13 protein-coding genes are annotated in these 13,314 nt (G+C 66.6%); 5 read left to right on the top strand and 8 right to left on the bottom strand.

The features are described from left to right. Positions 1 to 71: 71 nt before the first annotated feature. The 3 genes from Q9235_RS01930 (at position 72) to pth (ending at position 3,411) form a co-directional block, all read left to right on the top strand. On the top strand, positions 72 to 1,925 hold the full coding sequence (locus tag Q9235_RS01930) for a putative bifunctional diguanylate cyclase/phosphodiesterase (protein WP_306225117.1): 1,854 nt from the start codon (positions 72 to 74) through the stop codon (positions 1,923 to 1,925). A gap of 145 nt (positions 1,926 to 2,070) precedes the next feature. After that, positions 2,071 to 2,691: a 50S ribosomal protein L25/general stress protein Ctc gene (locus Q9235_RS01935; protein WP_306225118.1), complete on the top strand. Its 621-nt coding sequence runs from the start codon at positions 2,071 to 2,073 to the stop codon at positions 2,689 to 2,691. A 105-nt stretch (positions 2,692 to 2,796) separates the two neighbouring features. Further along, positions 2,797 to 3,411: an aminoacyl-tRNA hydrolase gene (pth, locus tag Q9235_RS01940; RefSeq protein WP_306225119.1), complete on the top strand. Its 615-nt coding sequence runs from the start codon at positions 2,797 to 2,799 to the stop codon at positions 3,409 to 3,411. Positions 3,412 to 3,417: 6 nt separating this feature from the next. Here the strand turns inward: pth and Q9235_RS01945 are convergent, their stop codons facing one another. Beyond that, a complete protein-coding gene (locus tag Q9235_RS01945; RefSeq protein WP_306225120.1) occupies positions 3,418 to 4,023 on the bottom strand; it encodes a DUF5666 domain-containing protein in 606 nt (201 codons plus the stop codon). Between the two features lie 208 nt (positions 4,024 to 4,231). Between Q9235_RS01945 and ychF the strand changes: the two genes are divergently transcribed. Together ychF and Q9235_RS01955 are read left to right on the top strand one after the other, a co-directional pair. Next, a complete protein-coding gene (ychF, locus tag Q9235_RS01950) occupies positions 4,232 to 5,329 on the top strand; it encodes a redox-regulated ATPase YchF (protein ID WP_306225121.1) in 1,098 nt (365 codons plus the stop codon). Between the two features lie 14 nt (positions 5,330 to 5,343). Next, a complete protein-coding gene (locus Q9235_RS01955; RefSeq protein WP_306225122.1) occupies positions 5,344 to 6,357 on the top strand; it encodes a MaoC family dehydratase in 1,014 nt (337 codons plus the stop codon). 2 nt (positions 6,358 to 6,359) lie between these two features. Here Q9235_RS01955 and Q9235_RS01960 read toward each other — a convergent pair whose 3' ends face one another. The 7 genes from Q9235_RS01960 to Q9235_RS01990 form a co-directional block, all read right to left on the bottom strand. Then, entirely contained in the window at positions 6,360 to 7,661 is a 1,302-nt protein-coding gene (locus Q9235_RS01960; RefSeq protein ID WP_306225123.1) for a sensor domain-containing diguanylate cyclase, read from the bottom strand. A gap of 53 nt (positions 7,662 to 7,714) precedes the next feature. Next, complete coding sequence (locus Q9235_RS01965; RefSeq protein ID WP_306225124.1) at positions 7,715 to 8,359, bottom strand: class II aldolase/adducin family protein; 645 nt, start codon at positions 8,357 to 8,359, stop codon at positions 7,715 to 7,717. After that, on the bottom strand, positions 8,356 to 9,465 hold the full coding sequence (gene mtnA, locus Q9235_RS01970) for an S-methyl-5-thioribose-1-phosphate isomerase (RefSeq protein WP_306225125.1): 1,110 nt from the start codon (positions 9,463 to 9,465) through the stop codon (positions 8,356 to 8,358). The genes Q9235_RS01965 and mtnA overlap by 4 nt, the downstream gene beginning before the upstream one ends. 6 nt (positions 9,466 to 9,471) lie before the next feature. Then, positions 9,472 to 9,999 carry an adenine phosphoribosyltransferase gene (locus Q9235_RS01975; protein ID WP_306228082.1) on the bottom strand — a complete coding sequence of 176 codons (528 nt, stop codon included), beginning with the start codon at positions 9,997 to 9,999 and terminating at the stop codon, positions 9,472 to 9,474. 71 nt (positions 10,000 to 10,070) lie between these two features. Further along, on the bottom strand, positions 10,071 to 10,949 hold the full coding sequence (locus Q9235_RS01980) for an S-methyl-5'-thioadenosine phosphorylase (protein WP_306225126.1): 879 nt from the start codon (positions 10,947 to 10,949) through the stop codon (positions 10,071 to 10,073). Between the two features lie 188 nt (positions 10,950 to 11,137). Next, on the bottom strand, positions 11,138 to 12,019 hold the full coding sequence (locus Q9235_RS01985) for a cytochrome c1 (RefSeq protein ID WP_306225127.1): 882 nt from the start codon (positions 12,017 to 12,019) through the stop codon (positions 11,138 to 11,140). 7 nt (positions 12,020 to 12,026) lie between these two features. Further along, positions 12,027 to 13,304 carry a cytochrome b gene (locus Q9235_RS01990; RefSeq protein ID WP_306225128.1) on the bottom strand — a complete coding sequence of 426 codons (1,278 nt, stop codon included), beginning with the start codon at positions 13,302 to 13,304 and terminating at the stop codon, positions 12,027 to 12,029. Positions 13,305 to 13,314 lie beyond the last annotated feature (10 nt).

Here is a 13,314-nt window from a genome sequence, read left to right on the forward strand (position 1 = left end):
CGTTTCAACCCGCCCTTAAAGCATTTCCGCTAGCATGCGGGTTCTTCGACGAGCACTCAGTCGGACAATCCGTGATCAGACCTTCGGGCCGCCTGCAGGCTCTGCAGAACGATATTCTTGAAGATATCGCGCGGGGCGAGCCGCTGGCCGCCTGCATGGAGCGTCTCTGCCATCGTGCCGAGTCGATCTCGCCCGGCGTCATTTGCTCGGTCGTCACCATCGACGATCAGGGCTGCCTTCAGCCCCTCGCCTCGCCCAGCCTGCCCCCGCACTATGTCGGCGCCATCAAGGGATTGCCGGCAGGACCCAATGTCGGCTCCTGCGGAACCGCGGTCTTCCGCGGCGAGGCTGTCGAAGTCACCGATATCGCGACCGATCCGCTCTGGGCGCCCTATACCGGGCTGGCCTTGCCGCTCGGCCTGCGCGCCTGCTGGTCGACGCCGATCAAGGCTCGCGACGGCCGCGTCGTCGGCGCCTTCGCTTTCTATTTCAACCGGCCGCGCCGTGCGCAATTGCTCGAGCGCCAGATCGTCGCGACCTGTGTCCATCTCTGCGCCATTGCGATCGAGCATGACGAGGTCCGTACCCGCAATCACCGCCTCGCCTATTTCGACACGCTGACCGGCCTGCCGAACCGCAGCCAGTTCAATGGCGCCATTGCCGGCATGAGTGCCTCCGGCCGCCGCTTCGGGCTGATGCTGATCGATATTGACCACCTCAAGCTGGTCAACGACACGCTCGGCCACGCGGCCGGCGATGCCCTGATCGCAGAGGTCGGCACGCGGCTCGGCACGGCGCTCGCCGGTTGCCTCACCTGCCGGATCGGGGGCGACGAATTCGCCGTCCTGATCCCGGATTGCGAGGGGCCGGCGCGCATGCGCTCCCTCGCCGCGGCCGCCACCGCGGCGATGGCTTCCCCGCTCGACCATGACGGGCACAGCATCGCCCCCAGCATCACCATCGGCGGCGCTATCGCCGGCGCTGACGGGCAGGACAGCGTCACTCTCCGGCAGAATGCGGATCTCGCGCTCTATCACGCCAAGGAGACGCGGCGCGGCCGCTATGTCCGGTTCCGCCGACAGTTGCGCAGTGCGATGATGCACCGCATCCGCGTGCGCCGCGATGTCGCCGGCGCCCTCGGCGACGAGCGCATCATCCCTTATTACCAGCCGGTCATCCGGCTCGACACGGCCGAGGTCGTCGGCGTCGAGGCCCTGGCCCGGATGCGCCTCGACGACGGCCGCATCGTCACCGCCGGCGAGTTCCAGGACGCGCTTCGCGATCCGAAGATCGCCCATCGCACCACCACGCAGATGCTGACGGCGGTCGCCGCCGACATGGCCGAATGGCGGGCGGCAAGCCTGAATTTCCAGCATGTCGCGGTCAACGTCACCTCGGCCGATTTCCAGAAGGGCGATCTGGTGCAGCGCGCCAGCCGCATTCTGGAGAAGGCCGCCGTGCCGATGCAGCAGCTCGTGATCGAAGTCACCGAGCAGGTCTTCATGGGCGGTCGCAAGGATGGCGTCGCACGCACCATGGAGGCGCTTCGGGCCTGCGGCTCGCCGGTCGCGCTCGATGATTTCGGGACCGGCTTCGCCTCGCTGACCCATCTGCTCGAATTCCCGATCGACATCATCAAGATCGACCGCTCCTTCGTCGGCTCGATCGACAGCGGCACCCGCAGCGAGATCATCATCGAGGCGCTGCTGACCATGACCCGCCGCCTCGGCATGAAGATCGTGGCCGAGGGCATCGAGACGCAAGGACAGGCCGAGCGCCTGATCGAGATGGGCTGCCGCCTCGGCCAGGGTTATCTCTATTCCCCGCCAGTTTCGGCCTCGGTCATACGCGAATGGCTGCAGCGCTTCGCCCAGCCCGCACAGGTCGCCACTCCCGCTCCCGGCCGCGTCGCGAACGCCGCCTGAGCAACGCCAGGCCGGGCTTGAGATCGCGGCGTTTTTCGCCTATGAGCACCCCTGCGTTCGGCTGACACCCTTGGAGGCTCTGAACGCGCAATCCGATGGCCGCCACGAGGCGGCCTTGTCATTTTACAAGTCAAGGACATCCAACATGACCGCCGTGAAGCAAATCGAGGCTTCGGCGCGCGCACAGGTCGGCAAGGGGGCCGCTCGTGCTGTTCGCCGCCAGGGCCAGACGCCTGCCGTGATCTATGGTGGGGGCGCTGCTCCCGAAGCCATCGCGCTCGACGCCAACAAGACCCGCCAGTTGATTTTCGGCGGCCACTTCCTGACCACGATCTTCGAGATCAGCGTCGCCGGTAAGAAGCAGCGCGTCATTCCGCGCGATTACCAGCTCGACCCGGTCAAGGATTTCCCGATCCATGTCGACTTCCTGCGCGTCGCCAAGGGCCAGACCGTCACGGTCCAGGTCCCGGTTCACGTCGTCGGTCAGGAGCAGAGCCCCGGCGTCAAGAACGGCGGCCTGGTCCAGATTGTCGAGCATAGCCTCGAGGTCACCGTCGAGCCCGACAACATTCCGGAGTCCATCGACGTGTCGGTGGCCGGCCTGAACATCGGCGACTCCGTCCATGCGGATGCGATCAAGCTCCCGGCCGGCGCCAAGCTCTCCGTCGGGACCGACGCCACGATCGTCACGGTCTCCGCGCCGACCGTCGAGGCCGAGCCTGAGACTGCCGAGACTGCGGAAGCCGCGACCGAAGCCAAGGCCTGATGAAACGGCGCCAGCCGGCGCCGCTTCCATCCGGAACGATCACGAGACGGCCGGGCCAGCCCCGGCCGTTTTGCTATGTAACGACAAGCCTGCCGGAGTCCCGCCATGCTGATCTTCGCCGGCCTCGGCAATCCCGGCGCGCGCTATGCCCGCAACCGGCACAATATCGGCTTCATGGCCGTGGACGAAATCGCGCGCCTGCATCGTGCCTCGCCCTGGCGCGCCCGCTTCCAGGCCGAGGCCTGCGAGGCGACGATCGGCGGCGAAAAGGTCATCCTGCTCAAGCCGCAGACCTACATGAACGAATCCGGCCGCGCGATCGGCGAAGCAGCGCGCTTCTTCAAGATCGCGCCGGCAGATGTTGTCGTCTTCCACGATGAGCTCGACCTCGCCCCCGCGAAGCTGCGCGTGAAGCTCGGCGGCGGCAATGCCGGGCATAACGGCCTGCGCTCGACCACCGCCGCTATCGGCAACGACTATCGCCGTGTGCGGATGGGCATCGGCCATCCCGGCGACAAGGCGCTGGTCCACTCCTATGTGCTCAACGATTTCGGCAAGCCCGAACAGCCCTGGGTCGAGGACCTCTGCACGGCCTGCGCCGACCATGCCGCCCTGCTCGCGGCCCATGACGACACCGGCTTCCAGAACAAGGTGCATCTCTTCATGGACGCGCGCGGCCACGCCGCCGTGAAGCGCCTCGGCGAGAAGAGCGAAGACTGATTTCGTTCAGAGTGGCAGCTTGGCGCCAGCCTTCGCCACCGTGACGCGGCTCGTGCTGTAGCTGCCATCGGCCTGCCGGCTCGCCGTCATCGCGACCTGCGCACCGGGCTTCAGCTCGCTCGCCTCGGCCGGTGCCGCCATGAGGATCGTCGCTTCCGGCGTGATCGCGACCTTCTGCTCGCCACCGGGATAGCTCAGAACGAGACTGGCGCCGTCGACCCTGGAGACGGTCTCGGCCACCGTGGCGTTGGTCATGGTCGCATCCGGCAGCACGCCCCAGGGCCGGTGCCCCTCGCCCGTGCCGCGCATCGCTTCCGGGAAGATCACCACCTGTACGGCGAGCAGCGTGCCGTCGGCCTGCGGCTTCGCGCCGACGCCGATGAAGCTGCCCTTTGCGATATCGCTCGCCTTCGCCGCGACCATCCCGCCGACCGAGAAGCCCGGTGCCAGCGCGACCTTGATCTCCCGCCCGTCAGCGGCCTTGAGGGTCAGGGTCGTTCCGTTCAGCGCCTCGACCTCGCCGCGTAGCCGTGTTCCCGGTGTCTGGGCAGCGGCAATGCCGCCGACAAGAACAAGAAATGACAGGACAAGCGCGAGGCGAAGGCGATTCATTTCGAGGCTCCGATCGAGGCGGCAGGCAGGTGGTCCGATCCAGCACCCGCCTCGGTCGCGCCGCCATGCACGTTCGCGTGAGGGGCGCAGCAGCCATCCCCAGCGCGGCACTTGTCTTTATCGCGCAAGCCCCCCAATAAGGCCGCAACTTTCAAAAGCTTCACGCCCGGCCGCGGCTGATCCGCAGCGGGCAACGGAACAGGCGACCATGGGCTTCAAATGCGGAATCGTCGGCCTGCCGAATGTCGGCAAGTCGACCCTCTTCAACGCGCTAACGCAGACGGCCGCAGCGCAGGCAGCGAACTATCCGTTCTGCACCATCGAGCCGAATGTCGGTGACGTCGCAGTGCCCGACGAGCGGCTGGAGAAGCTCGCGGCGATCGCAGGCTCCAAGGAGATCATCCCGACGCGGCTGACCTTTGTCGACATCGCCGGCCTGGTGCGCGGCGCCTCGCGCGGTGAAGGGCTCGGCAACCAGTTCCTCGCCAATATCCGCGAATGCGACGCCATCGCCCATGTCGTGCGCTGCTTCGAGGATGGCGACATCACGCACGTTGAAGGAAAGGTCTCGCCGGTCGACGATATCGAGACGATCGAGACCGAATTGATGCTCGCCGATCTCGACAGCCTCGAGAAGCGCGTGCTGCCGCTGGAGAAGAAGGCGAAGTCCGGCGACAAGGAGGCCAAGGAAGCGGTCGACCTGATGAACCGCTGCCTGACCCTGCTGCGCGATGGTAAGCCGGCCCGCCTCGTCCAGCTCTCGGCGGAGGAGCGCCGCCCCTTCGAGTTGCTCGGGCTGCTCTCGTCGAAGCCCGTGCTCTATGTCTGCAATGTCGAGGAAGCCAGCGCCGACAAGGGCAACAGCTTCTCCGAGCTGGTCAAGAAGCGTGCTGCCGAGGAAGGCGCCGTCGCCGTCGTCGTCTCCGCCAAGATCGAGAGCGAGATCGCCGTCCTCCCGGCCGAGGAGCAGACCGAGTATCTGGAGGCCGTCGGCCTCGACGAGCCCGGCCTGAATCGCGTAATCCGCGCCGGCTACGCCCTGCTCCATCTCGTCACCTATTTCACGGTCGGCCCGAAGGAGGCCCGTGCCTGGACGATCGAGAAGGGCACAAAGGGGCCGCAGGCCGCCGGCGTGATCCATACCGATTTCGAGAAGGGCTATATCCGCGCCGAGACCATCGCCTATGACGACTATATCGCCAACAAGGGCGAGGCCGGCGCGCGCGAGGCCGGCAAGTTCCGGCTCGAAGGCAAGGAATATGTCGTCGCCGATGGCGACGTGCTGCATTTCCGCTTCGCGAACTGAAGAGCCTGCCGGCGATGGCGTATTTCGAGGATTTCGTTCCGGGCCAGAGCGCACGCTCGCGCAGCCTCGACGTCTCGCAGGACGACATCGTCGCCTTCGCCTCGCGCTATGACGCGCAGGACTTCCATGTTGATCCCGAAGCCGCCAAGGCGAGCTTCGTCGGTCGTCTGATCGGCTCGGGCTGGCATAGCTGCTCCCTGCTGATGCGTCTGATGGCCGAGGATTTCCTGCTCGATGCCGCCAGCATGGGTGCGCCGGGCATCGACGAGGTGAAGTGGCTGCGCCCGCTCCTCCCCGATGACAGCGTCAGCGCCCGGCGCACGGTGCTGGAGAGCAAGGTCTCGCGCTCGCGCCCCGAGATGGGCCTCGTGCGCTTCAGGCTCGAGCTCCTGAACCAGCGCGACGAGCCGATCCTGGAACAGACCAACTGGATCATGTTCGGCCGCAGGGGCTCCGGCATCGGCACCCATCCGGCCGGCCCCTGGCTCGACCACGCACCGACCTATCGGCGCCCGACGGTCGAAAACCCGTTGGAAGCGCCCGCCGAGCCACCGGGACCGACGCGCTTCTTCGAGGAGCTCTCGATCGGCGACAGCCACGAGCTCGGCAGCTTCGTTTTCACGCCCGCGGAGATCGTCGCCTTCGCCCGCAGCTTCGATCCGCAGCCCTTCCACATGGACGAGGCAGCGGCGCGCAACAGCTCCTTCGGCCGGCTCGCCGCCTCCGGCTGGCACACGGCCGCCGTCTGGATGGCCTGCATGGTCCGGCATCGAAAGAGCCAGCTCGCGGCGGCGCCGGACCGCGTGGCGCGGCTCGGCCCCTCCCCCGGTTTCAGGAACCTGCGCTGGACGAAACCCGTCTTCGCCGGGGACCGGATCACCTATCGCTCCGAGGTCGGGGACAAGCGCGAAAGCGCCTCTCGCCCGCAATGGGGTCTGTTCTTCCACCGCAACACCGGCACGAACCAACACGGCGAAGAGGTCTTCAGCTTCGACGGCTGCGTGTTCGTCGAGCGCAAACCGGCCTGAGCTCAGCCCGCCTTGAGGCCGGCCGCAGCGGGCAGATGCGCGGTCTCGATCCGGTCGCGGCCGTTGCGCTTGGCGGCATAGAGCGCCGCATCGGCATGGGCGTAGAGCGCGTCGCCATCGAGCGGGCCATGCCCGCAGCAAAGCCCGATCGACACCGTCGCGCCCTGGAGTTGCGCATCGACCGCGCGCCAGGGCGCCTGCGCCAATGCCTGCCGGATCGCCTCGGCGACCGCCGTCGCCTCGTCTGGCGTTACATCCGCGATCAACACGCCGAATTCCTCGCCGCCGAGCCGCGCGACCAGACGCGCCGCGCCGGTCGGCGGACCGTCGATGATCTGCGCAATCAATCGCAGACAGGTATCCCCGGCGACATGGCCGAACTGGTCGTTGATCGCTTTGAAATGATCGACATCGACGATCAGCAGCGCAAGCGCCTGCGACCGCGCCGCCTCGCTGGCGAGGCACTCGATGAAGCGGCGGCGATTGGCAAGCCCGGTCAATCCGTCGGTCTGCGCCAGCTTCACCAGTTCGGCATTGGCCTCGCGCAAGGCGTCCTGCGCACTCAGCAGCGCCGCCTGCTGGCGCTTTGCCGCCGTCGTGTCGGCATGGATGAAGCAGCTCAAGCCCTCCAGCGTGTGGCGGGCAACGACGCGCCGCCAGCGCTGGCCGGGCAGTTCGATCTCGAAGGGCGCCCCGTCATAGCGCAGACCGTTGAGGATGCTGGCCCGCAGGCCTGCAACCGCCGAGACGCCGCGCCAGCATTCGCTGACGATCTCGTCGAACTTCAGGCCGACGAGCAGCGTGTCGGCGGGAATGTCGTAGAGATCGCGGAAGGCGTCGTTCGTCGCGATGATCCTGTCCTCGCCGTCGAGGAGCATGGCGCCATCGGGAATGAAGCGCAGCGCCTCGAAGGCCGGCAGCATCGCCTCGACCCCGGCGCGCCGCGGCGCTTCCAGCATCTGCCACATCCTGACCCGGCCGCCGCAGGGCGAGAGCAGCGAGTTCGCACGCAGTCGCCGGCCGTTATGCAGGAACTCGAAGGCCTGCGTCTGGTTCTCGTGGCGGGCCATGCCCTCGGCGATATAGCGATCCATGTCGTGCATCTCCTCCGGCGCGAGCCGGAGCGTGTAGAAGCGCCGGAGATTCTCGACATAAGGCTCGCCGGGATAGATCAGCCCGTCGTCCTCGGGGAAGAAATGCAGGAACGTGCGGTTCCACCCGACGGCACGATGTTCCGCATCGTACTCGCAGACGCCGACCGACAGCACATCGAATGACTCGTGCAGGTAGCGCGAAACGATCATGCGCTACCCTAAGGTGGCAGTGTTTAACGCCGCGTAAGGCCGATGCGATCAGATCAACCGACTTTTCCGTAACCCGCGAATTTGGCGCCGACGCGCTCCATTTCGGCCGCATCGAGGATGGCTGGCTCGAGCCCCGCCGCCAGAATGTCGAGATACTGCCCGGCGAGATTCTCAACCTCCGCGACGATGGTATGCGCGCCGCCAAGCGTCTGGCCGAGCGCGATCACGCCGTGATTGGCGAGCAGCACGGCCTTGCGACCGTCCAGCGCCGTTACCGCGTTCTCGGCGAGCTCGGGCGTGCCGAAGGTAGCATACTCGGCGCAGCGCACATCGGCGCCGCCGCAGAGCGCGATCATGTAGTGGAAGGCCGGAATGCCGCGCCGCGTGCAGGAAAGCGCCGTGGCCCGCGGCGAATGGGTATGCACGATCGCCTGCGCATCCGGCCGCGCCTTGTAGATCGCGACATGGAAGGGCCATTCCGAGGACGGCTTGCGGCTGCCGCTCAAGACCGTGCCGTCCAGCCCGAGATGGATCAGGTCTTCCGGCTTCGTCTGTGCATAGGGCAGGCCCGAGGGCGTGATCAGCAGCCCGCCGCCGAACCGCGAGGAGACATTGCCCGATTTCGACGGGCAGAACCCGGCCCGGTCGATCGCCTGCGCGACCGAAACGATCTCCTGCCGCAGCTCCTGCTCGGTCATGTCCTGTCCCTGTTCGCCAGATCGGGAAAGAGTTGTGCCAGCCCCTCGGCGCTGGCCGCGCAGACGCCGCGCTCGGTGATGAGCCCGGTGACGAGCCGTGCCGGCGTCACGTCGAAGGCCGGATTGGCCGCGCCACTGCCCGGCGCGACAACGCGGACCGACCGCACCTCGCCATCCTCGGCCAATCCCGAAAGATGCGTCACCTCTCGCGCCGCGCGCTCCTCGATCGGGATATCGGCGAGGCCGTCGCTTATGCTCCAGTCGATCGTCGGCGAGGGCAGCGCCACATAGAACGGCACCCCGTTGTCATGCGCTGCGAGCGCCTTGAGATAGGTCCCGATCTTGTTGGCGACGTCACCGCTCGCCGTCGTCCGGTCGGTGCCGACGATCGCCATGTCGACCTGCCCGTGCTGCATCAGGTGGCCGCCGGCATTGTCCGCGATCACCGTATGCGGCACGCCATGGGAGCCGAGTTCATAGGCCGTCAGCGCCGCGCCCTGGTTGCGAGGCCGGGTCTCGTCGACCCAGACATGAACGGGAATGCCGGCATCATGTGCGAAGTAGATCGGCGCCAGCGCCGTGCCCCAGTCGACCGTGGCGAGCCAGCCGGCATTGCAATGGGTGAGGATGTTGACCAGCGCGCCGGCTGGCTTGCGCGCTGCGATCCCGGCGATCAGCGGCAGGCCATGCTCGCCGATCGACCGACACAGGGCGACATCCTCGTCGCAGATCGCCGCAGCCTCCGCATAGGCAGCCTCAATGCGGGCCTCCGGCGAGAGCGGTGCAAGGGCGCCACGCATCCGCATGAGCGCCCAGTGCAGATTGACGGCGGTGGGTCGCGTCGCGCCGAGCAGGGCGAATGCCGCTTCCAGAGCTTCGTCGGAGGCATCGGCCCGCATCGCCAGCGCCACGCCATAGGCGGCGGTTGCACCGATCAACGGCGCCCCGCGCACGACCATGCTGCGGATCGCATCAGCCGCCTGCTCGGCCGAGCCGAGCGCCACGGTCTCGAACCGGAACGGCAGCCGCGTCTGGTCGATCACGACGACGCGCCAGCCATCCTGCGCGAGCCAGATCGTCCGGTAAGGCTGGCCGTTGATCTTCATGGCCGCTCAATGCCCGCCGAACGAGACCAGCGTGCGCACCGGCACGCCGAGCCGCCGGATCTTGTCGCCGCCGCCGAGCTCCGGCAGGTCGACGATGAAGCAGGCCGCCACGACCTCGGCGCCCAACCCTGCGAGCAGATTGACCGCCGCCTCCGCCGTGCCGCCGGTAGCGATCAGGTCGTCGACGAGCAGGACGCGCTCGCCCGGCTGCACCGCGTCGCGATGGATCTCGATCTCGTCCGTGCCGTATTCGAGCGCATAGGTCGCACGCAGCGTCTCCAGCGGCAGCTTGCCCCTCTTGCGAACGGGAACGAAGCCGGCCGAGAGCTGATGCGCCACCGCCCCGCCCAGGATGAAGCCGCGCGCCTCGATCCCCGCGATCTTGGCGATCTTCAAGCCTGCGAAGGGCTGAACCAATTCGTCGACCGCCCGGCGGAAGGCCCGTGCATCGCCGAGCAGCGTGGTGATGTCGCGAAAGACGATACCGGGCCGGGGATAGTCGGGAATCGCGCGGATGCTGTCGGCGAGGTTCATTGGCACCGTCTCGGGAGAACTGACGGAGGCCTTGGTCGGACGCCGGGCAGACTTCGTCAAGGGCGCCGTCATCACGCCGCCTTGAGCACGCGCCCGGCGACGGCATCGAGCTTCGCCAGCAGGGCCGGATCGCGGAAGGCCGGCGCGGTCACGATGGCGTTGTCGAGCGCGTTGTGGGAGCCGGCCGGGCACGGCTCGCGCTCGGCCGGAAAATCGGCGGCGAGCCGCGCCACGAGCTGACGGGCCTTGTGAGCGTTGTCATGCAGCACGGCGATGACCGAGGCGACGTCGACCGCACCGTGCAATTCGTGCCAGCAGTCGTAGTCGGTCACCATCGCGACGGTCGCATAGGTGATCTCGGCCTCGCGGGCGAGCTTGGCTTCCGGCATCGCGGTCATGCCGATCAGGTCGTAGCCGAGCCCGCGATAGGTCATGGATTCCGCATAGGTCGAGAATTGCGGCCCTTCCATCGTGACCAGCGTGCCGCCGCGCACGAAGGGCAATTCCTCGGCCTGCGCCGCCGCCGCGATCCGCGCCTGCAGGGCGGGACCGACCGGATGAGCGACGGAAACATGAGCGACGCAGCCGCGGCCGAAGAAGGAGTTCTCGCGCCGGCTCGTCCGGTCGACGAACTGGTCGACCAGCACGAACAGGCCGGGATAGAACTCGGCCTTGTAGGAGCCGCAGGCCGAGAGCGAGACGAGATCGGTCACCCCCGCCCGCTTCATCACGTCGATATTGGCGCGGTAATTGATTTCCGACGGCGGGATCGAATGACCGCGGCCATGGCGCGGCAGGAAGACGATCTTCGTTTGGCCCATGCGTCCGATCCGCAATATGTCGGAGGGCTCGCCCCAAGGGCTTTCGATGCGCTCCTCGCGCAAGTCGGTCAGGCCCGGCAGATCGTAGATGCCCGATCCGCCGATGATTCCGAGAACGGCTTCGCTCATGGTCGATTCCTCATTGCGGCGCGGAAAGGACCACCTTTCGATGACGGTCGCAATACGACCCGGCGGGATGCCGTCATGCCTGAGCTTGCTCCAGGCATCTCCCGCCGAAGCAACCTCCCGGCGCCCCCTTACGCGCAAAGAAAAAGGCCCCGTCGCCGGGGCCTTTTCCAGAACTCCAATCACCCGCCTCAGTGAGCCGGCGAGCCGTCCGGCATGCGCGACCACACCTTCTTCTTGGTGTAGTAGAGCAGGAAGGCGAAGATCGTGAGGAACGCCATCACCTGCATGCCCATGCGCTTGCGCGCCTCGAGATGCGGTTCGGCCATCCAGACCATGAAGGCAGCCACGTCGCGAGAATACTGGTCGACGGTTTCCGGCACCGGCGACTTGCCGTCAGCGCCCTTCGGGTACTCGACCTGTCCATCCGAAATCGGCTTCGGCATCGCGATCAGGTTGCCGGGCATGTACTCGTTGTAGTTCTGCCCGGGCAGCAAGGCGGGGAAGCCGGCCGGCGGCTCCTTGTAGCCCACCATCAGGGCGTGGATGTAGTCCGGCCCCTGCTCCTGGTACTGCGTGAAGATATCGAAGACGAAGGCCGGGAAGCCGCGAGTATAGGTGCGTGCCTTGGCCAGGACCGAGAAGTCCGGCGGGTAGGCGCCGCCCTGGGCCGCACGGGCCGCCTGCTCGTTCGGAAACGGCGACGGGAAACGATCGGCCGGGCGGCCGGGCCGCTCGAACATCTCGCCCTGCTCGTTCGGGCCGTCCTTGATCTGATAGGTCGCGGCGAGGGCTGCGACCTGCCCCGGCGTGAACTCGGGGCCACCGGGCTGCGACAGGTTGCGGAAGGAAACCAAGCTCGCGCCATGGCAGCTCGCGCAGACTTCCTTGTAGACCTTGAAGCCGCGCTGAAGCTGGGCCCGGTCGAACTTGCCGAATGGTCCCGAGAACGACCAGGTGAGAGCCGGCGGCTTCGGGCTGGCTTCGGCGGCCTGCGCCGCCGGCTGCACGAACGCCAGCGAGAGGCCGGCAGCGAGCCCGGTCAGGGCGAGACGAAACGATGTTCTGCTCATGGTTCCGTCAGCCCTTGACGTTCGGTTCGGCAGCGGTCGCGACGCGCGCCGCCGAACCGCGATCGGCGGAAGCGAGCACGGAATCGGCGATCGAGGTCGGCAGCGCATTCGAGCGTTCGAACAGCCCCACGATGAACAGCGCGACGAAGAAGCCGAAATACAGCACGGTGAGGATGCGCGAGAGGGTCACATAGGGCTCATCGGCCGGCATAGCGCCGAGATAGCCGAGGCCGATGCAGATCAGGACGAATATCCAGAAGAGCTGGCGCCCGATCGGCCGATAGCTCATCGACTTGACCTTGGAGGTGTCAATCCAGGGCAGGAAGGCGAGGACCACGATCGCGCCGCCCATGGCGATGACGCCACCGAGCTTGTCGGGGATGGCGCGCAGGATCGCATAGAACGGCAGGAAGTACCATTCCGGAACGATGTGGGCCGGCGTCGAGGCCGGGTTGGCGACGATGTAGTTGTCGGCATGGCCCAGATAGTTCGGCTGGTAGAACACGAACCAGGCGAACAGGATCATGAACACGACCATGCCGAGGATGTCCTTGACGGTCGCGTAGGGCGTGAACGGCACGGTGTCCTTGGCGACGTTCTTCACCTCGACGCCGGTCGGGTTGTTCTGGCCCACGACATGCAGCGCCCAGATATGCAGCACGACGACGCCGAAGATCATGAACGGCAGCAGGTAATGCAGCGAGAAGAAGCGGTTCAGCGTCGGGTTGTCGACCGAGTAGCCGCCCCACAGGAAGGTGACGATCGTCTCGCCGATCACCGGCAGCGCGGAGAACAGATTGGTGATGACGGTCGCGCCCCAGAAGGACATCTGGCCCCAGGGCAGCACGTAGCCCATGAACGCCGTCGCCATCATCAGCAGGAAGATGACCACGCCGAGGATCCAGAGAACCTCGCGCGGCGCCTTGTAGGAGCCGTAATAAAGCCCTCGGAAGATATGCATGTAGACGGCGACGAAGAACATCGAGGCGCCGTTGGAGTGCAGGTAGCGCAATAGCCAGCCGTAGTTCACGTCGCGCATGATGTGCTCGACCGAATTGAAGGCGAGCAGCGAGTTGGCCGTGTAGTGCATCGCCAGGATGACGCCGGTGATGATCTGCGCCACCAGCATGAACACGAGGATACCACCGAAGGTCCACAGGTAGTTCAGGTTGCGCGGCACCGGGTAGGAGACCGCCGAGTCATGGGCGAGCCGGATGATCGGCAGGCGTGCGTCGAGCCAGCGTTCGATGCCGGTCTTCGGGACGTAGGAACTGTGACCACTCATGAAGAATGCC

The organism is Bosea beijingensis, assembly GCF_030758975.1.
Classification (GTDB): domain Bacteria; phylum Pseudomonadota; class Alphaproteobacteria; order Rhizobiales; family Beijerinckiaceae; genus Allobosea; species Allobosea beijingensis.

Excerpts from the sequence above, each read along its gene's own strand:
- Q9235_RS01935 (WP_306225118.1), top strand. The coding sequence starts at position 2,071 with ATGACCGCCGTGAAGCAAATCGAGGCTTCGGCGCGCGCACAGGTCGGC.
- pth (WP_306225119.1), top strand. The coding sequence starts at position 2,797 with ATGCTGATCTTCGCCGGCCTCGGCAATCCCGGCGCGCGCTATGCCCGC.
- Q9235_RS01945 (WP_306225120.1), bottom strand. The coding sequence starts at position 4,023 with ATGAATCGCCTTCGCCTCGCGCTTGTCCTGTCATTTCTTGTTCTTGTC.
- ychF (WP_306225121.1), top strand. The coding sequence starts at position 4,232 with ATGGGCTTCAAATGCGGAATCGTCGGCCTGCCGAATGTCGGCAAGTCG.
- Q9235_RS01955 (WP_306225122.1), top strand. The coding sequence starts at position 5,344 with ATGGCGTATTTCGAGGATTTCGTTCCGGGCCAGAGCGCACGCTCGCGC.
- Q9235_RS01960 (WP_306225123.1), bottom strand. The coding sequence starts at position 7,661 with ATGATCGTTTCGCGCTACCTGCACGAGTCATTCGATGTGCTGTCGGTC.
- Q9235_RS01965 (WP_306225124.1), bottom strand. The coding sequence starts at position 8,359 with ATGACCGAGCAGGAGCTGCGGCAGGAGATCGTTTCGGTCGCGCAGGCG.
- mtnA (WP_306225125.1), bottom strand. The coding sequence starts at position 9,465 with ATGAAGATCAACGGCCAGCCTTACCGGACGATCTGGCTCGCGCAGGAT.
- Q9235_RS01975 (WP_306228082.1), bottom strand. The coding sequence starts at position 9,999 with ATGAACCTCGCCGACAGCATCCGCGCGATTCCCGACTATCCCCGGCCC.
- Q9235_RS01980 (WP_306225126.1), bottom strand. The coding sequence starts at position 10,949 with ATGAGCGAAGCCGTTCTCGGAATCATCGGCGGATCGGGCATCTACGAT.
- Q9235_RS01985 (WP_306225127.1), bottom strand. The coding sequence starts at position 12,019 with ATGAGCAGAACATCGTTTCGTCTCGCCCTGACCGGGCTCGCTGCCGGC.
- Q9235_RS01990 (WP_306225128.1), bottom strand. The coding sequence starts at position 13,304 with ATGAGTGGTCACAGTTCCTACGTCCCGAAGACCGGCATCGAACGCTGG.